At 42.5% G+C, this 19727-nt stretch carries 17 protein-coding genes; 10 read left to right on the forward strand and 7 right to left on the reverse strand.

The window, feature by feature from the left end:
- Positions 1-19: 19 nt before the first annotated feature.
- Both CDH51_RS05860 and CDH51_RS05865 read right to left on the reverse strand, forming a co-directional pair.
- Entirely contained in the window at positions 20-1129 is a 1110-nt protein-coding gene (locus CDH51_RS05860) for a Gfo/Idh/MocA family protein (protein WP_100627727.1), read from the reverse strand.
- Between the two features lie 91 nt (positions 1130-1220).
- On the reverse strand, positions 1221-2645 hold the full coding sequence (locus CDH51_RS05865) for an SLC13 family permease (protein WP_100627728.1): 1425 nt from the start codon (positions 2643-2645) through the stop codon (positions 1221-1223).
- Positions 2646-2829: 184 nt separating this feature from the next.
- Here CDH51_RS05865 and CDH51_RS05870 point away from each other — a divergent pair, with 184 nt between their 5' ends.
- A complete protein-coding gene (locus CDH51_RS05870; protein WP_100627729.1) occupies positions 2830-3276 on the forward strand; it encodes an Hsp20/alpha crystallin family protein in 447 nt (148 codons plus the stop codon).
- 148 nt (positions 3277-3424) lie between these two features.
- Entirely contained in the window at positions 3425-5842 is a 2418-nt protein-coding gene (locus CDH51_RS05875; RefSeq protein ID WP_100627834.1) for a penicillin acylase family protein, read from the forward strand.
- 21 nt (positions 5843-5863) lie between these two features.
- Here the strand turns inward: CDH51_RS05875 and CDH51_RS05880 are convergent, their stop codons facing one another.
- Entirely contained in the window at positions 5864-7225 is a 1362-nt protein-coding gene (locus CDH51_RS05880; RefSeq protein WP_100627730.1) for a M20/M25/M40 family metallo-hydrolase, read from the reverse strand.
- A 78-nt stretch (positions 7226-7303) separates the two neighbouring features.
- Positions 7304-8410, reverse strand: a complete 1107-nt coding sequence (locus CDH51_RS05885) for an App1 family protein (protein WP_100627731.1) — start codon at positions 8408-8410, stop codon at positions 7304-7306.
- A 113-nt stretch (positions 8411-8523) separates the two neighbouring features.
- On the opposite strand from CDH51_RS05885, the gene CDH51_RS05890 reads away from it, so the two are divergent.
- Complete coding sequence (locus CDH51_RS05890) at positions 8524-8916, forward strand: rhodanese-like domain-containing protein (RefSeq protein WP_100627732.1); 393 nt, start codon at positions 8524-8526, stop codon at positions 8914-8916.
- 10 nt (positions 8917-8926) lie between these two features.
- On the opposite strand, the gene CDH51_RS05895 is transcribed toward CDH51_RS05890, so the two are convergent.
- Positions 8927-9382 (reverse strand): hypothetical protein, encoded by a 456-nt coding sequence (locus CDH51_RS05895; RefSeq protein ID WP_100627733.1) that lies wholly within the window; start codon positions 9380-9382, stop codon positions 8927-8929.
- Between the two features lie 277 nt (positions 9383-9659).
- Positions 9660-11291, reverse strand: a complete 1632-nt coding sequence (gene pafA / locus CDH51_RS05900; protein ID WP_100627734.1) for an alkaline phosphatase PafA — start codon at positions 11289-11291, stop codon at positions 9660-9662.
- Positions 11292-11401: 110 nt separating this feature from the next.
- Between pafA and CDH51_RS05905 the strand changes: the two genes are divergently transcribed.
- Positions 11402-13000: an aminopeptidase P family protein gene (locus tag CDH51_RS05905; protein WP_100627735.1), complete on the forward strand. Its 1599-nt coding sequence runs from the start codon at positions 11402-11404 to the stop codon at positions 12998-13000.
- Between the two features lie 3 nt (positions 13001-13003).
- The gene (locus CDH51_RS05910; protein WP_198514262.1) at positions 13004-13321 is read left to right on the forward strand and encodes a GxxExxY protein; all 318 of its coding nucleotides are present in this window, start codon (positions 13004-13006) and stop codon (positions 13319-13321) included.
- Positions 13322-13371: 50 nt separating this feature from the next.
- Here the strand turns inward: CDH51_RS05910 and CDH51_RS05915 are convergent, their stop codons facing one another.
- The gene (locus CDH51_RS05915; RefSeq protein WP_394335567.1) at positions 13372-13968 is read right to left on the reverse strand and encodes a carboxypeptidase-like regulatory domain-containing protein; all 597 of its coding nucleotides are present in this window, start codon (positions 13966-13968) and stop codon (positions 13372-13374) included.
- Positions 13969-14126: 158 nt separating this feature from the next.
- On the opposite strand from CDH51_RS05915, the gene CDH51_RS05920 reads away from it, so the two are divergent.
- The 5 genes from CDH51_RS05920 (at position 14127) to CDH51_RS05940 (ending at position 19615) form a co-directional block, all read left to right on the forward strand.
- Positions 14127-14510 carry an ArsR/SmtB family transcription factor gene (locus tag CDH51_RS05920; protein WP_026944805.1) on the forward strand — a complete coding sequence of 128 codons (384 nt, stop codon included), beginning with the start codon at positions 14127-14129 and terminating at the stop codon, positions 14508-14510.
- A gap of 6 nt (positions 14511-14516) precedes the next feature.
- Positions 14517-15212 carry a YjjG family noncanonical pyrimidine nucleotidase gene (locus CDH51_RS05925; protein ID WP_100627736.1) on the forward strand — a complete coding sequence of 232 codons (696 nt, stop codon included), beginning with the start codon at positions 14517-14519 and terminating at the stop codon, positions 15210-15212.
- A gap of 71 nt (positions 15213-15283) precedes the next feature.
- Positions 15284-16918, forward strand: coding sequence for an L-glutamate gamma-semialdehyde dehydrogenase (pruA, locus tag CDH51_RS05930; RefSeq protein WP_100627737.1), 1635 nt, complete (start codon positions 15284-15286; stop codon positions 16916-16918).
- 188 nt (positions 16919-17106) lie between these two features.
- Positions 17107-18255, forward strand: a complete 1149-nt coding sequence (locus tag CDH51_RS05935; protein ID WP_100627738.1) for a hypothetical protein — start codon at positions 17107-17109, stop codon at positions 18253-18255.
- Between the two features lie 184 nt (positions 18256-18439).
- Positions 18440-19615 (forward strand): hypothetical protein, encoded by a 1176-nt coding sequence (locus tag CDH51_RS05940; RefSeq protein ID WP_157807049.1) that lies wholly within the window; start codon positions 18440-18442, stop codon positions 19613-19615.
- Positions 19616-19727: the final 112 nt, after the last annotated feature.

Genomic DNA, 19727 nt, shown 5'->3' on the forward strand with positions numbered 1-19727 from the left:
ACAATTCAAGGTATCAAAATTAAATCACCACTCGCTGACCTGTTTCTGCGGATTCTAAAATCGCCTCCACGATCCGGATATCCCGCTTCCCTTCCTCTCCAGGCACCTTCATGGGTTGATTGTTCATAATCGCGAGTGCATCCATATCCATCTGATTGGCTTGTTGCCAAGGGACTTGATAGGGGAAATTGATTTCTCCTAGAGGACTTTTTCCGCGATTCCCAGCATAAGCCTGAAAGGGAGCCATTTCGATCGTCCCATTTTCACAATAAATATTGAGGAAATTGACATTCTCTGCAAAGCTAGTTTTAATCCAAGCGCTTACCCCATTTGGAAATTCCAATTCGGCCTCCACAATTTCTCCCAGACCATCCTTGTAGATTTCCGGTCTTTCTGTCCAGACTTTGGCTGATTTGACTGCAATGGGTTCCAAATTGCTACCCAATCGAGCTCCTTGAATGGAGTAAACTCCCATATCATAAATCACTCCACCTCCCATTTCTCGCTTTTGCTTCCAGTGATTAGTCCGGTTTTCCCGATAGCCTGCAGCGCATTCTACCCGCTGAACTGAGCCTAGCAATCCTTCCTTGACTATTCGCTGAAACTCTAGGGTATTCGGTTCATGCTGGCAGCGGTAACCAATAGATAGGCTGACTCCATTTGCCTGACAAGCGTCGATCATGGATTGGCATTCATTGGCAGTTACCGCCATCGGCTTTTCACACCAAACATGCTTTTTGGCTGCAGCGGCCCGCTCCACATACTCTCGGTGCATGGAAGGTGGCAAAACCACGTAAATGACATCGATATCAGGATTGTCTTTGATGGAGTCAAAGTTCTCGTAGTTATACACATTCTCCTTTGGTATCCCGTACTTGTCCATCCAGATTTTCTCCTTTTCAGGAGTCCCGGTTATGATACCTGCCAGGTAACAGTGTTTTGTTATTTCCAGAGCAGGCGCTAACAAATCGGTACTGTAATAGCCCAAACCGACTAAGGCTACGCCTAGTTTATCCCTTTTCTTAGATGTGGCAGAATTACACGCCATCAGATTTAGAGGAGTCAAAATGGACATCCCCGATAGTAAACCAAGTTTCTTTAAAGAATCTCTTCTAGAAAAATCAATCATGAGTTTGATACTTATTTTTGATTCAAAATAGACCCATTTTCCCTAATAATCAACTGTCTAAAATTCAGCCGATGAGGAAAAAGTCTGAATTTTATTGAATGAAAAAATAGCCGTAAAGCAAGACGACCAAAAAAGCTAGCAGAGGCCCAACACCGATCATCAGCAAACCACCGGGACGAAAATCCTTCTGAGCGATCATTCCTGTAGAAAATGAAATAGCATTCGAGGGCGTAGAAACAGGCAGGAGCAGCGCACAGGAACAGCTCAAAGCCACAATAAGCGGAACAGTAAAGCCCCAAAGACCAGGTAGCGATAGAGCTAACGGAACAAGAATTGAGGAAGCGGCTGTGTTACTCATGATATTTGAAATCAGAACTCCGATAATAGCAAAGATTGCCGCCACTCCGACAGTAGCGATAGATAAGGTATTGATCCGATCCATGACTATATCCGTCAAGCCTACCTCCACCATGGCTATGCCAAGTGCTAATCCTCCCGCTACTAGCATCAGGGTATCCCAAGGAAGACGTCTTACATCTTCTGCTTTGATGACTTGAAAGATGGTCAGTAAAACGATGGGAATAGCAGATGTCGCTGCAATTGGCACACCATGGACAGGTTCAGTCAGCCACATAGATACCGTGAGAATCAGTGTAAAAATGACCGAATTGCGCTCAAATCGATTTATGTCAGGGCTATTAGAAATCAAGCTACTCCAATCGATTTCTACTTCTGTCAAATCTAATTTTCTGATTAGAAATTTCCAGAAAATATAAATCGAGATCAAAGCTGTGGGAAGACCAAAAGCCATCCACTCTACAAAGGTGATAGAAATGCCTTTTTCCTGAAGTGCACCCACTGCGATGGCATTTGGAGTACTTCCGATAATTGTACCCATCCCTCCAAGAGTCGCCGCGGCGGGTATTCCAATCAGCAAGGCTTTGGTAAAGGGAGAGTCCCTTCCCATCAAATGAGCGATGGGTAAAACTGAACTCACCATCATAGCAGTCGTCGCGGTATTGGACATTACCATACTCCCAAGTGCCGTTGTCAACATGAGGCCCAGAAGTAATTGATTAGGCTTTCTTCCAAAACGTCTAAGAGTGAAGCGAAACAAGGACTTGTCCAAATCTACCTGATGCATCCCCTCTGCCAAGAAAAAACCTCCTAGAAGTAGCCAAATTACATTGCTCGTCCAAGTGCCCAAGTACATCTCCACAGGAGTATTGATCTCTGTTTTGATGAAATCAGTCCCAAAACCAAGCAACAATCCCGCTATCGTAAAAATCCCCACTGCAAAAGGTGGAATCGCTTCTGTGATCCATAAACCAACTGCAAGAATAGAAAGAAAAAAGACGTAATTCACATCGACTCCATACCCTAGCTTTCTAAAAAGGTAAGTCAGAAATAGTGCAATTAAAAAATTGCCCACAAAGGTAGAGGAAGCGTATATCCAGCCAGTCTTGATCTTTCGAAAAAGTCTTACAGCAGATAATCTTGAATCGGTGTAAGCCATAACCTAAAACTAATAGATACAAAAAAACAAAGGCTACGAACGATTACAAAGAATTTGAATTATTTCTAGCAAAAGATGCCTTTTCAATGAAAATTTTGATCTCAATCAGCTGATTTCCTGACTTTTGTCATTCCAAATTTCAGGAAGAGAGTCGAAATTTAAATCAACAAAATCAATTTCAATCATGGGCACTTTAGCAAAACGAAATAGAGGTTTTTGGCCCAAAATGGTCCAGGACTTCTTTGGCGCAGAGAATCCCTTCGACTGGGATGAAAAATTGTGGTTCGCAGACAAATCTGCGGAGGTTCCCTCAGCCAATGTAATCGAGAATGAAAAGGAATTTAAAATCGAATTATCGGCGCCGGGATTTGAAAAGAAGGACTTCAAAATTGAAGTGGAGGATGGCATTCTCAATATTTCTGCGGAGAAAAAGGACGAAAAAGAAGAGGAAAAGGATGATTATCGAAGAAAGGAATTTTCGTATTCAAGTATTCGAAGGTCTTTTGTACTTCCCGAAAATATCACCGAAGAGAGTATTGATGCCAAATACGAAAAGGGTTTGTTGAAACTAGTCCTTCCTAAAAAAGCACTAGCCGAAGGAAAAGCCAAAAAGGCAATTTCGGTAGGCTGAAAACACCCATAGAGGTAGTATTTTTTGATTGATAGTTAGAAAAGGAGCCCCGGACATTCCGGGGTTCTTTTTTGGTTTTTATTCCATCCATATAAAAGCAGTTGGAATTCAGTATTTTGAACTCGACTTTCTATCAAATTCCAACTTCATGAAAATAGCTCGCATTTCCTTTCTTATTTGGACCATTTCCCTCACCGCCTTTATTTCTTGCACAGAAACAGGAAATGAAATCCAAGGTCTTAATCAGCCTGTGGAAGTCATTCGCGACCAAAATGGGATCAATCATATTTTCGCCCAAAATGAAGCAGACCTATTCTTTGCACAGGGATATCTTGCTGCCAAAGATCGCTTATTTCAATTTGAGCTTTGGAGGAGACAGGCCACCGGAACATTAGCTGAGATTCTGGGAGAGAGGGAATTCGAACGCGATCGAGGTGTGCGACTCTTCAAGTTTAGAGGCGATAAGGAGACCGAACTCCGGCACTATCATCCAAGAGGTGTTGAGATTGTTGATGCTTTCGTGGCTGGTATCAATACCTACATCGAAAAGGCAAACTCTAATCCTGAATCACTTCCGATTGAATTTCAAATGCTGGACATACAGCCCCAACCTTGGACTTGGGAGGTGGTGATTTCCAGACATCAAGGACTTTTAGAAAATGTCGTAGACGAGTTGGACATCAGCAGAGTGGTCAGTCAGATTGGACCTGAAAAAGCCAAAGAGCTTTACTTTTTTCATCCTAATGAACCCATTTTGGAGCTAGATCCGGGTATCCCAGAAGAATTATTGATGAAGGATATTCTCACTCCCTATCAAGCTTTTCGGCGAAGGGTTGAATTTCGGCCGGAAGATATCAAAGAGGAATTCCGTAAGGATATTGAGAAGTTTGAAGAAGCCACCGCCCTACTAGAGGAGGAATTAGAATTCACCATGGAATCAGACGCTTTTGCACAGGGGAGTAACAATTGGGTGATTTCGGGAGAAAAATCTGCCAGTGGCTATCCCATGATGGCGAATGATCCCCATCGCTTACAAGCCATTCCTTCCTTACGCTATTGGGTTCATCTGAATGCTCCGGGTTGGAATGTGATTGGAGCGGGAGAACCAGTCATTCCGGGCGTTTCCATCGGGCACAATGACTATGGCGCTTGGGGCTTGACGATTTTCTCGACAGACAATGAAGATTTGCGAGTGTATGATATTAATCCCGACAACCCAAGACAATATCGATTCCAAGGCGAATGGCTGGACATGCAAAGTATCAAAGACACGATCAAAGTGAAAGGTAGTGAAGACCGAATCGTGGAGCATTTATACACCATTCACGGGCCTGTTACCTTTATCGATGAGGACTTAAATAAGGCAGTGGCGGTGGAATGTGCTTGGTTGGAACCGGGTTCGGCTCCCTACCTTGCCAGCTTGCGCATGGATCAATCTAAGACCTGGGAGGAATTTCGGGATGCCTGTACCTACAATAATATTCCTGCGGAAAACATGGTTTGGGCTGATAAAAAAGGCGATATCGGCTGGCAGGCAACGGGAATCGCCCCCATTCGAAGGGGTTTTTCCGGACTGGTTGCCACCATGGGTGATGGCCGCTACGAATGGGATGACTACCTTCCCATCGCCGATCGACCTCATTCCATAAACCCCGAATCTGGTTTTATTTCTACAGCCAATCAAAATGTAGCTGAAGCAGATTATCCCTTTCCGGAGGCCCTTGGCTATGAATGGGCAGATGATTTTCGCGGTGAGCGAATCAAGGAAGTCCTGAGCCAAGACAGAAAATTCACCCTTGAGGAATTGGGTGCTTTGCAAAATGACTACCTCGCTTTACCGGCAAGACGATTAGTGCCTTTGCTGAAAAATCTAACTTTTGAAACTAAGCGAGCTGATTCTTTAAGTCAGGTACTTCAAAATTGGAATTTCATTTTGGCTCCCAATTCAGTGGAAGCGGGAGTTTATGTGATGTGGGAGCGAATTCTTCGTGAAAATGTATCTGAACTGATGATTCCTGATGAAGTCAAGCCATGGCTGGGAAGTATTCAGCTGACACGGGTGCTGGATTGGATGGAAAATCCTACTAGGATCTATAATCAAAACCCGATAGAAAACCGAAATCAATTATTGATGGCAAGTTTCGAGGAAGCTATCGAAGCTTTGGAAGAAAAACTTGGGAAAAACCCATCCAACTGGCAGTATGGACAGGCGGATTACAAACATGCCAAAATCCGTCATCCCCTAGGCGAAGTGGTCAATGCCGAATGGCAAGCCAAGCTCAACACCGAAACGCTGCCCCGGGGAGGCTACAGCTTTACCCCCGGAGCCAATGCCTATGGGGACAACAACACCTCCGGGGCTTCCTTTCGAATCGTAGTGGATACCGAAGACTGGGAAAAAACCATCGGAATCAACAATCCTGGACAGTCAGGAAACCCCGAAAGCCCCTTTTACAAAAATCTCTTTCCTATCTGGGCCAATGACGAATTTGTGGGGATTCCTTTTTCCAAAGAAAACATCCTCAGAAAAAAAGCTTCCCAAGAAAGATTGATTCCAAAGAAATAAGATCTATTAAAAGTCAAGGTATTAAATCCCCTCCTGCTCGATCAAGTAGACCAGTGCCGTCATGGCTGCTGCTCCCAATTCCAATTCCCGTTGATCCACTACTTCAAATACATCCGCAGGAGTATGATGATAGATAAAATATCGCTGAGAATCGGGATGTAAACCGATCAAAATCGGTCCCTGATCACGGAGTGGACCTATATCCGCTCCACCTCCAGGCACGTCAAATTTCCAAATATTATACGGGGTAAAGAGCTCTCTCCAACTGGCAAGCTTGCCACGCTGATCAGGCGTCCCAGAAGAGGAAAAACCTAGTGGTAAAAACCCACCGGCATCAGATTCAATCGCAGCGATATGTTTTTCCCCTTTTTCTTTAGCCACTCGGGCATACTCTCTACCTCCTGCTAATCCATTCTCCTCATTCATCCACATGACTGCCCGAATAGTCCGTTTTGGTTTCCAGCCTAATTGCTTGTAAAGCCTCAGCACTTCAATTGCTTGGATGCATCCTGCACCGTCATCATGAGCTCCTTCTCCCACATCCCAAGAATCCAAGTGACCACCCACAGCAATGATTTCTTCTGGTATTTCCGTGCCTCTAATTTCACCGATCACATTGTATGAAAGCACTTCTCCCTTCATTTCTCCCTCAGACTTCAAAAACACTTTAAGGTCCGATTGCTCCTGAAGCAATTCACTCAGCAGCTCAGCATCTGCAGTACTAATAGCCAAGGCTGGAATCTCTGGGTAGTCAGGATTGTAGCGCTGATTTCCGGTATGGGGAATCTGATCAATCCGATTGCTCATGGAGCGAACAATGACACCTTTAGCTCCAAATTTAGCAGCCTCTGCAGCTCCTGAGCCTCGCTGACCCACTGCTCCACTGTAGGCTTGGAAAGTATTGATTAGAGTTGGGTCCATGGGCTGATTGAAAAAGACTATTTTCCCTCGAGCACCTTCACCAAGTACTTTTAATCCATCAAGTCCTTGGACCTCCACCACATCTCCCAAAAGACCACTTGGTCCTGTCCCTTGCGTATTTCCAAGTGCCAACGCATTCAATTCCAGCGTGCCCAACTTATTTGAATTGACGATCTTCACTTCATCCTTGCCTCCACGAACCCAATGCGGAACCATCACCGGCTGCAAATACACGGTATCAAAACCATAGCTTTCCATGAGTTGCCTCGTGTATTCCACCGCTGCCGCAGCTTGAGGAGAGCCGGACAATCTGTGCCCAATTTCCTTACAGAGGTAGCGGAGATTTTCGTAGGTATGCCCTTCTGATAGTTCGAGATTAAAAATCGTCTTGATTTTCTCTTCATGACTTTGGGCAAAAAGACCCAAAGGAAATAGGCAAAGTAAAAGGAGTATTTTCTTCATAATGATCGGTTTTATGGGAATAGAATGAAATCTTGGTAAAATTCAAAACTCACTAGGATTAATGGTTAGAATATTCTGTCAACTCGCTTCATCCTGTAGCTTTTGTCGAAGAATTGTCCTTTGATCTTCCTCCAATATCCAGCCCATACCAGCAGCATGTCTACTAGCATCTAGGGAATCTTGCATCAGAATAAAAGGTACATCTAAAATTTTATAATCCCTTTGAAGCTTCGAGAGGTCTCTATCAGCCACTGCCCGGATATACACCCCTTGAATTCGACCCGGGAAATCCCGACAAATCTCCAAATAAATCTCAGGGTCCTTCTGACCGCTATCTCCAATCAAAATAAATGGCAGTTCAGGATAAGCAGACAAAATATGCTTGGCTTGTTTCAATTTATGATCCCAATGACTCCCTGCTATAAACTGATCCCTTGACAATCCCAAATCACGCAGCATCAATGGTCCTCTAGGAATCTGATGAACTGCCATCAACTCCTGAAGAAAATCATAGAGATTCCAAGGGCTGCTCGAAACATAAAATATGGGATTGCTATCTTCTCCATCCGAACCCTTTCGAAGTGCATCGTACAGGGCAGCTACCCCTGCAAAAGGAATCCTGGTATGCGCGTTATTGGCAAAAGTGGTTTTCAGCATATCCCAAAGCCTGGTTGCCCCAGTGGGTACGATGGTGTCATCTATATCCGAAATGATTCCAAAATCAGCTTTCTTGGATGGCACATAAATCCATCCGCTCGCTTCTACCTGCTCCTGCTTTCTGATTGGAGGCTTAGGAAGGGAAAGGCTTAGGCTATTCCAACCTGACTCAGGCTTTTTCATGGGAGAAAACCTGAATTCGAAATACCCTTCTTCATCGGTCTTGGCTAAAAATTCTTCTTCACCCCAAACTAATCGAACATCCAAACCCGGAAAAATCACGGTCAAAAACCGCTTTCGCATGGATCGGAAGTTTTCTTTGAAACCATCCTCCTCATTCGCAGGTGCGATCCCCTTATCCTCCAAAACCCGGCCTGCAAGATAGATTTCCCTTCCGCTCCCAAATCCTAAGTAGGGTTGAATCTTTGCCTTTTTCACAAGACCAAGCCGAATACTCAACCATAGCTTGGAGTTTGAGACCTGTCGTTTGAAAAAATAAAGCAATGGGAGGAGCTTTTTCAAAGCCATTTATTATTCACTTTTGGGTTTTGTAATTTTTCTCACAATATATCGAAGGTCCAATATCCTAATTTTGAAAAAACTTTGCTGCTTTGAATCAGCCCAGAATAAAATAAACCCTTATGAAAAATCTCAGCTGGATATTCCTTTTCTCAATTCTCCTGATTTCTGCCTGTGGCACTGCCACTACAAAAACAGACAACCAGGTCATCAATTTAGACCCTAAGCAGTTTAGCGAATTGAGTCCATCAGGTAAAATCATAGACGTCCGAACTCCTCAGGAAATCGCTCAGGGAAAAATTGAAGGTGCGATAGAAATGGATTATTACAGGCCAGATTTCAAAAGCAAGGTTTTGGAGCTTCCTAAGGACAGCCAAATTTTTATTTATTGTGCAGTCGGTGCCCGAAGTAGGGACGCTGCAGAAATGCTGGTGAATGAGGGTTTTACCAATGTGCATCACCTCCAAGGAGGAATCCAAGCTTGGTATCAGCAAGGATTCCCTTTGACTCGATAAGAATGCTCTGCTAGTAAATTGATTCTATCTGGTAGCGAATCCCATTAAATTCAAAGCTTTCCCCAGCTTTTTTACCTTCCATTACTTTGAAAATGGGTGCCTTCACTGAAATCCCAAAGATTGACTTATCATTCACCTCCACTTGTTCGATTGAAGTGGAAATAAAAAAGGTCCGTTGATCTGTTACGACGACAGCACCATGTTCAACGTGGGTTTTGGCCTCATTTGGATCCAAATTATTCAGCGTCTCCAATTCTTTTTTGAGGAAACTCAATTCGTGCTCTAAACGAACCAACATTTCATTTTGACCACCGCTTCCACGATGCGCTTGACTGGCAATTTCATCATGGTCGGTAAGATTCTGTCGGATATTTTTTACTTCCTTTTCAAAATCTGAAATAGTCAACTCCTGCTTGATCTGGCAAGCGTGAAGAATACTGGCTTTGGATATATGCGTATCGCTCATAACTCATTGGGATTAATGAACTCAATTTTAAGCCCAAATCGGCAGAGAAAATATGACATTAATCACCCAGAAGCCTGAGTTAAATCGAATGATTGCTTTTGACCCAAATAATCAACTTTCTGATCATCGGCTAGACTGCCAGCGTTAAAATCTTAATTACTAGAATAGGCCAAGAAGTTCAGATTATGAAAGCTTCGGACATCCGACATCCGACATCCAGCTCTTTAGGAAAAGAAAACGAAGCTTAATCCAAGATTTTATTTTCTTAAATCTCCCCTCATTCAAATATCTCATGAATTGGCTGGCCTGTCGCGCCATTTGGAAGCCGAATATTGAGAAGCATAGAAAGCGTCGGGGCGATATCCGTGATAGTTGCATAGCGGGTACTCGATCCTGCAGGCACATTCCATCCATAAAAAAGAATCGGAACATGGGTATCATAAGTGTATCCCGTGCCATGAGATGTCCCTCTAGGACCTCCTGTCAACCAACCCGGCTCCAGGATCAGCAGCAAATCCCCTGAAGATTTATGATTATATCCCATTTGCAAAAGCTTTGCCCTCCCGGATCCAAACTCGGTGCTTCGCATGGTGTGAGCCGTATATACTTCCTTGATTCCTCGGAATCGTAGAAGGAAGTTGGCCAAGTCCTCCTGCATGTCATCCAGATCAATTTCCTTCTCTTGGATCAATTTGTGATTCAAAAAGACCTGATCATTTGACACATTTTCGATCCAGTCACCTTCACCATATACGTAGTTGCTGTAGCCCATCAGCTGACTTCGGATATAGCCAACATTCACATTCCCAGCAAAGATATTTTCACTTTCCATGTGAGTTGCAATCTCAGCTACCCCATGATCAGCAGATAGAAAAATTAAGTAGTTACCCTTGCCGTACTCTTGATCCAAAAAGTTGAGAAATTTTTCCATTTCTCGATCAAGTCTAAGATAATTATCCTCCAGCTCCATCGAGGATGGGCCAAAGCGGTGACCGATGTAGTCTGGAGAGGAAAAACTAACCGCCAGAAAATCGGTTTCTTCCCCTTTTCCAAGCTTCTCTCCTTCGATCGCCGCATAAGCAAAATCAAAGGTCAAGCTATTTCCAAAAGGAGTCGAAGAAATCATACCTGCTCCTCCATTATTTTCATTCAGTTTTGAGAGATCGTAAGGAAAAACAGGGGCATCCTTTCCGATGAAAGGTTGCTCAAAGTTATTATCATCATCAATGCTATTGACATAGGTGTTTGCTGGAAAAAGGGGCTCCCAAGTCATCTGAAGATACTTTTGCACCTGCTTTTGCTCATTGAATTTCTGAACCCAGTTTGGCAATTTATCTCCATAGTAAGAAGAAGTCATAAACTCTCCTGACTCACTATCAAACCAGTAAGCATCTCCCAGGTGACCAGCAGGCATACTGGCTCCACGGTCTTTGATGGCGATCCCCACCACCTTTGAGCGCTTGTTGTTTGCAAGCCGCAACTCGTCTGTTATGGTTGTACTGAGTAGGTTTCTTGGACTGATTTGTCCAGCCCGCGGCGTGCCTCCAATATTGTAAACCGTGGTATCTTCCGCACAATACACCGATCGCTTAAGCGTTTTCGAGTACCAGTTATTGGCTATAATTCCATGTGTAGCTGGAGTGGTGCCGGTGTAAACAGAAGCATGGCCCGGACCGGTGTAAGTTGGGATATAATTATAATGCCCATTTTTCATCATAAACCCTTCCTTCATCAGTCGCTTAAATCCGCCTTCAGAATATCTGTCAGAAAAGCGATAAAGATATTCTTGACGCATTTGGTCGACGATGATTCCTACGATCAATTTTGGCTTTTCGGCCGATTGCTGCGCAAAAGCTCCTAAAGAGACAAATAAGAAGAACGTGAGAAAGAATTTGGAGATGATTTTCATTCTTTTGGGTTTTTTAACGCCACAAAGATAAGGATATAGATGCATCTGCATATTAACACTTTGTTAAATGGACAAAAGCCTACATCTTAGGAGAACTAGATGACGAAATTATGAACAGATTACTTCTCTCCTTTTTAATCCTTTTTATCTCTCAAATTTCAATTGCACAGTCATACTTTGATGATGGGCTAAGCGCCGAATGGCACCGACAGCGGAGAGATGCTTTGCGAGAGCTTATGCCCGCAAATAGCATGGCAATCCTCTTCAATAACCCGGTGAAGAATCGATCCAACGATGTTGACTTTATTTATCACCCCAATACCGATTTTTATTACCTGACAGGGTTTCGTGAGCCAAACTCAGCTTTGATTATTTTCTCCGAAAAGCGCATGATCGATGGCATGGAAACCGATGAGATCATTTATGTCCAGCCGAGAGACCCAAGGTCAGAAATGTGGAACGGAAAACGTTTGGGAACGGAGGGCGTGCAGGAGGTTTTAGGCTTTCAGACGGTTTTTCTTTTTGATGACTTCGGGAAAAAGCCGGTGCTAAATGCCGGAGATTTTGACAAAATTTTATCCATGGATTTAGGCGCTGATATAGAGGGAAGCAGTGCCAATGCACCCTTGCGACGCATGATTGCTGATTTTAAAAAAAATGCAAACTACCCGAGCGACAAGAGCCCTGTTTCCCTTCAGATGTATGATTTGATACGAGCAACAGATATCGAAAATTCCGCCAATGTAGCACAAATCATCGGTCGCTACCGCCAACGCTATCCGGAAGTGGAAAATGATGAAATCCTTCGAAATTTTGTCGAGGCAGACAGCCCTGAAAAACGAATGGAAGTAAAATCCAAGATCCCGGCAAGCAAAACAGACCTTTTTGCCTTATCCCAGATGATGGATGTTCTAAGAGAAGTCAAAACAGCCGAGGAAATTGCCTTGCTCCGCAAAGCGGTTAAAATCTCAGCTATTGGCCAAATCGAGGTAATGAAAGCTGCCAAGCCTGGCATGTCAGAGCGTGAAGTTCAGGGAATCCATGAATTTATCTACAAGCGCTATGGTGCAGAAGGAATCGGCTATCCGTCAATTGTGGGTGCAGGAAATAATGGTTGCATTCTGCATTACATTGACAATGACATGAAGCATATGAGTGAGCGCTTGATTCTGATGGACCTAGGAGCTGAATGGCGTGGCTATACCGCTGATGTCACCCGTACCATCCCTGTCAACGGGACTTTCACCCCAGAAGAAAAAGCTATCTACGAACTCGTCCTAAAATCCCAAGAGGCAGGAATAGCCCTCTGCAAGCCTGGAGTGGACTTTTCAGAAATCGGCCAAGTGACCCGAAACATCATCAACGAGGGACTTGCCGAACTGGGCATTATCAAAAAGGGTGAGCGTCACAACTATTTTCCCCATGGAACCAGTCACCATTTGGGCTTGGATGTGCATGACCGAGGAGGATATGGAGCCCTGAAAGAAGGGGTAATTCTGACCGTTGAGCCGGGCATCTACATTCCTGAAGGCAGCGATTGTGATCCTAAGTGGTGGGGAATTGCTGTAAGAATCGAGGACGACATCCTAGTCACTCAATCAGGTCCGGAGAATCTTTCCAAAGACGCCCCCCGAACTGTAGCCGACATCGAGCAAATGATGAAAATCCCGAGTATTCTGGAAAATTGGGTGCTACCCGACATAGACTGATGCTTGAATCCTCCCGCAAAGGTTGAAGGAGCAAAGATTAGTTTTAAAAACAAAGGCTTGAAAATAGAGACTCAAGTTCCAATACCAGTATTTTGGAAAGGTAAAGAAATAGGAACTGGTTATCGCGCAGATATCCTGATCGAAAGAAAAGTACTTATCGAGCTTAAATCAGTAGAAAAAGTTCTTCCAGTTCATCCAAAGCAATTGAAAACCTGTTTAAAAGTACTGGATTTAAAGCTGGGCCTACTTATAAATTTTAATGAGGCTAAGTTTGTTAATGGAATTGTATGGGTTGTCAATGACCTCAAAGATCCAAGTTAAAAGCTCCTTTTTAGAAAACTTTTTTTCTTTGCTTTCTTTGCACTAGACTCCTAGTCACGCCTTTTCAAATCACCCCGCTTAATCGACCGAATGAATTGAGCCCAAGCAAATGGATCAAGCAGTCGCAATGGCCTTGGACCGTAGAGATCCTGATTCTGTTGCATCAGGCCTTGTTGGAAGTAGCGGAAATTCTCATTCCCGGAAGCTGGCATCATTTCAGCAGCTCGTAAAAGCATCTCTGGGCTCATATTTGAGCCACTGATGGTCATTGGATCTACCACAGACATCGCCAAAACTGCCTCTTTGAATTCTTTTTCCGAAGGGTATGGCATAACTTCTATTTCCTCCAAAGCGATCTCATCCAATTCCATCGTCAAGATCAAGCTAATCCGGTCATCGTCCATATTCTCCGGAACCTTATAAGTCTGTCTTTTCAAACCAATAAAACTGAACACCACACTATCGCCTTCCAAAACAGGCATTGAAAAATATCCAAAGCGACCACTACTCGTTCCTCGTCCTTTCTTAGGAACATAAATATTTACTCCGGGAACAGCATCTGTGCTATCAGCATTGAGGATGATACCGGAGAGTTGGACTACCTTTCGCTCGCGTTGATCTTGGGCATGAGCCCATCCACTAGCCAAAAGCGAGAAACAAATGATAAGAAAAGAAGGTAGAAGTAGCTTTTTCACAAATAAAGAAACCAAATTGATGGACGAAAGTTGCCAAATGAAACGCACAACTCCTGAAAGTTCGGTTGATTTTTTAATTTCACCAGCAAATCGCTGTTAAAATTGCTCAAATGAGACTCAAAAATATAAGTTTAAATTATGGATTGCGAATTTTTAAAGCGTTAAGTGAGGAAGCGAGAGTCCGTATCATTCATTTATTGCTTTTAAATAAGGAGCTGAGTATCTCTGATTTGGAGTTGATCCTGGATTTTACCCAGACCAAAACCAGTCGTCATCTCATCGGGCTGAAAAATGCTGGACTTCTCGGTAGTCGGCGTGTAGATCAATGGGTATTTTATTACATCCTGGAAGAATACCTCGAAATCATTCAGCAGATTTTTAAGTTTATTCAAAAGGACCCCAACTTGCTAAAAGATCAGGAGACCTTTGAAATCCTCAAATCCAATCGTGAGCTGGCGATCAATAAAATTCAAAACAACCAATACAGACGATAATTTTCCTTGAAAACTTACCAACACCTCTTCTTCGACTTAGATCATACGCTTTGGGACTATGATCGAAATGTCAGTGAATCCCTGCAAGAACTTTATGAAATCTACGCCTTAAAGGAATTGGGCATCCCAACATTCGAAAAGTTTTTTGAGGCTTTTCATGCTGTCAATTTCAAACTCTGGGACTGGTACAATATTGGGAAAATCGATAAAATTAATCTTCGTAAGGAACGTTTTCCGATGATTTTTTCCCATGCAGGAGGCCGAGTGGATGCGATCCCCCTAGAATTTGAAGAGGATTTTATGCACCGGACTTCAAGCAAGCCGCATGTTTTCCCCTATTCGAAGGAGATTTTAACCTACCTAAAAGAAAAATATCGAGTCCATGTCATCACCAATGGATTTAATGAATCCCAAGCGAAAAAGATGAAGTCCTCGGGTTTGGATGTATTTTTCGAGCTGGTGGTGACCTCAGAGACCACAGGCCATAAAAAGCCAGATGTTCGAATCTTTGAATATGCATTGACTGAGCTGAAAACACACCCTGAACATTGCCTGATGATTGGTGACAATCCCAATTCGGACATCTTAGGTGCTCAGCAGGCTCAGATCGATCAGGTTTATTTCAACCCAGAGGGAAAAAGCATAGCCCTCACCCCTACTTACGAGATCAGACATTTGCGAGAGCTTGAGCAGCTTTTGTAAGTAAAATCACGGCCCGTTTTGACGGGAAAGCTTATCTTTGGCGTATCAGAATCACATAAACTCCAAATAGTATGTTAAAAGGATTTTTCAATGTCCCCACTCCCGTCAATGAGCCGGTAAAATCTTATGCTCCGGGAAGTCCTGAGCGAAAAGAATTGCAGGCGATGTTGAGCGAATTACGGGCTCAAGAAATTGATGTCCCGATGTATATCGGAAGCGAGGAAGTCCGCACTGGCAAAACCCGCCCAATGTCTCCTCCACATGATCATCAGAAAGTATTAGGCCACTTTCATGAAGGAGATGCTTCCCATGTAGAGCAGGCGATCAATGCCGCTTTGGGAGCCAAAGAGGCATGGGAAAACCTGGAATGGGAACAGCGAGCAGCCATTTTCCTAAAAGCTGCAGATTTATTGGCTGGCCCGTATCGTGCTAAAATCAATGCGGCCACTATGTTGGGGCAGTCCAAAAATGCATTCCAAGCTGAAATCGACGCAGCCTGTGAAATTATTGACTTCCTTCGGTTCAATGTAAAATACATGACCGAGATCTATTCCCAGCAGCCCCCGGTATCCGGTAATGGCGTTTGGAATAGAGTAGAACAGCGTCCTTTGGAAGGCTTTGTTTTTGCTTTGACTCCCTTCAACTTTACAGCCATTGCTGGGAATCTACCTACTTCTGCAGCCATGATGGGAAATACCATCGTTTGGAAGCCCGCCTACACGCAGATTTACTCAGCGAATGTGTTGATGGAGGTTTTCAAGGAAGCAGGCGTGCCTGATGGCGTGATCAACTTGATTTACGTAGACGGCCCAACTGCCGGGGAGGTGATTTTCAAGCATCCGGACTTTGCAGGAATTCACTTTACAGGTTCTACCGGCGTATTCCAGCACATCTGGAAAACTATCGGAGAAAACATCAAACTTTATAAATCTTACCCTAGAATCGTGGGTGAGACAGGAGGAAAAGACTTTGTCTTGGCTCATAAATCTGCCGATGCAAAAGCAGTGGCAGTCGGATTGGTCAGAGGGGCTTTCGAGTACCAAGGCCAAAAATGCTCTGCCGCTTCGCGTGCTTACATTCCATCCAATCTTTGGGAGGATGTAAAAAAATACATGCTCGAAGATCTAAGCACGCTGAAAATGGGTGGTACGGAAGACTTCACCAATTTCATCAATGCAGTCATCGATGAGAAGGCTTTTGACAAAATCGCCAATTACATCGACAATGCAAAAGCAGCCGATGGTGTTGAAATCATCGCCGGAGGAAACTATGATAAGTCTAAAGGCTACTTTATCGAGCCTACTGTTATCCTTACTCAGGATCCGATGTACACGACGATGTGTGAAGAGATTTTCGGTCCAGTTTTGACCATTTATGTTTACAATTCGGAGCATTTCGAAACCGTATTGGAATTAGTGGATCAGACTTCTCCGTATGCTTTGACAGGTGCTGTATTCTCTCAAGACCGCTATGCGATCGAATTGGCTACGCAAAAGCTAAGAAACGCAGCCGGCAACTTCTATATCAACGATAAGCCAACAGGGGCCGTAGTTGGACAGCAGCCATTTGGTGGAGCAAGAGCATCCGGTACCAATGACAAGGCTGGTTCGATGATCAATTTGCTTCGTTGGGTATCTCCACGGACAATCAAGGAAACCTTTGTATCTCCGAAAGACTACCGATATCCGTTTTTGGGGAAAGACTAATTGACCTTTGGGGTTTTGAAAACCCCGAAGGTCTAATTAAGACAAATCAATCAAATTTCTAAAACCTTCGAGGACTCAAAGACCTCAAAGGTTCTCAATAGCCTCGGTCTCGATAAAATCGGGATCGGGGCTTTTATTTTTTTATAAAGAAATTTCATTTAGTTTTCCAATTGAAAAATAGGAGAACTATGAAAAAGATATTGTTTGGACTTCTGGTATTGGGATTTTTTTCGTGTGGAGAAGAAGACAGCAATGAAATATTTCAAGGCAAACTAGAGGATTTCGTGGTGGACAAGTTTATTCTCAAGAAAGACTCAACTACTAAGCGAATCAACCTACAAAAACAAATTACCTATAATGAGAAGCATTTTTTCCTTTCGAAAGATGAGAAGGGATACTCCCTTTTTAGTGCCTCAAATGGTGAAAAAAATCATTCTTTTACTATTCCTGATGAAGGCCCAATTTCACTCAATGGATACCATATAGCCTCTCAAGGATTCGATAACAGCGAATTCGTTGCAATTAGCTCAACGGGTAATGTAAAGATGTATATTGATGGTGATCAAAGAGCAGAAATAAACTTGGATTGGTCGGCTTATGATGAGCTACCTATGATTCAAATGTCTGATAAAAAGGATAATTTTAGAAAAATTGGTGAGGGTCATTTCCAACTAGTTAACAATCCGACAAACCCCTTTGCGGAGAATTATGTAGATGTAAACTTTGGAAAGTGGATAGCTGAATTTGACCTAAGAGATGGCTGGATTTGTACTTCCAATTTTTCATCAGGTCTTGGGGAAGAATTTTCAAACAGCAGCTCAGCAGCAAGTTTAATTTCCGTTCATAACCCAAATAATGATGAATTTTATGTGATGTTTTCTCCTTCAGACTCCCTCTTTCAAATCAAAAATTGTGAGGTTGTACGAAAGTTAAAGTTAACAAGCCGTTCTAGGTTTGATTATTTGCCAGGTATTTATGAAAAAAATGGCAGGAATAGATCTTGGAGATCAAACCCCAAATCTGCAGCAAATACAGATTTGGCTTATGATCCCATAAATGAACTATATCTGCGAATGGTGAAAGTAAAAACTGAGGAAAGTCGCCCGGAAGTTACCGATATTAGACTGCGTCAAGGATTGAATAAGAGTACTTATTTGATGCTAGTATATAATTCAAAGTGGGAATTAAAGGCTGAATTGGAAATTATTTACGACATAGGACAAACTATCGGGAATTTAATAGCTACTCCAAGAGGAGTTTTCATCCCAAAACCCGAGCAAAAATCAGAAGATGAGTATGAGCTTTATATCATTGATTTGAGCAAGTTCTCGAATTGACCTTTGGGGTTTCTAAAACCTCGAAGGTCCAATTGAGACAAATCAATCAAATTTCTAAAACCTTCGAGGACTCAAAGACCTCAAAGGTTCTCAAGAGCCTCGGTCCCGATAAAATCGGGATCGGGGCTTTTATTTTTTTATGAAGGTATTTCTTTTAGTTTTCCAATTGAAAAATAGGAGAACTATGAAAAAGATATTATTTGGACTTCTGATCTTGGGATTTTTTTCATGCGGAGAAAAAAGGGATAAGGATATATATCTTGGAAAATTGGATGAAATAATTGTTGGGGATTTCGTTTTTCATCTTGATTCATTAACTAAATCTGTTTATGAAATAAAAGTAGTTAAAGAGGGAGAAAATGAATACCTTTTAACAACTAAATCTGCTCTAGAATTTGCAGGTTGGGCTTTCGTTTTTACAGACCCAATTTCGGGTTATGAGGTAAAAAGAATAGAAATTCCCTACGAAGGGCCTGAATCTATGAAAGGAGGAATTTTGGGTAATATTGTTTTATCTAAGAATTTGTTTTTTGTAATGAACAGAGAGGGAGTACTAGGTGAGTATGACCAGAATGGGCAACAAATTAGGATCATTTCAAGCATAAAAAATTATTTTGACAGTATTCCGAATATCAAAACCAGTTTTAGTTTTAACAGAGAAATTGAATACATTGGAGACTCAATCCTGCAATTAAAACTAAGGCCAAAGTTAGTTAATCCACCAGGCCTTAAAGAGACGAAATTTGAATTCCCTGAAAATTTCACGGAGTGGATAATTTCTATTAATCTCACTACCCAGCTAATTGAAAAAAGTAATTTCAATATACCCGATGGATATGAGGAGTTCAAAAATGATTTGACAGCAACTAACCTATTTGGAGTTTTTGATTCCAATCGAATTAAATATTATCTGTGCTGGCCAGGTTCAAATGAAATTTATGTTTTAAAAGGGGTAAACCTGATTGAAAAAGTTATCCCTGAATCAAATGTTGAATTAAACTTTAAACCAAGAGAAGTTGAGCGTTTGGCTAGTGGATCTACTTATTGGGCTTTACCAAAAGAAGCTTCTAAGAATGTTTTTCTTCTTTACGATGAGAAAAGGGATTTAATTTTAAAGTGTACCAAAATCAATGAATCAGGGGCAGGAGAAACAAAGTTCGAACGTACAAAACATTACGTTCTCAGTATTTATTCCGGAGAATGGGAACCCTTGGGCGAATACTTATTTGACTTTGAGTCTGAATTGGATTTAGAAAATTGGTTTCTGACTTCTGAAGGTCTTTTCATCAACAAACCCGAGCAAAAGTCAGAAGATGAGTATGTGTTTTATAAAATTGATTTGAGTCTATTTAAGGATTGAAAGGGCCATGGTTTATGGACAAAGATTTCTACCGGAAAAGTCACAAATTCCTACAGATATAAAAGCGATAGAACTTCTGTGAAAATCTGTGTTTTTAATCTGTGCATATCTG

This window comes from Algoriphagus formosus (genome assembly GCF_002807035.1).
GTDB lineage: Bacteria > Bacteroidota > Bacteroidia > Cytophagales > Cyclobacteriaceae > Algoriphagus > Algoriphagus formosus.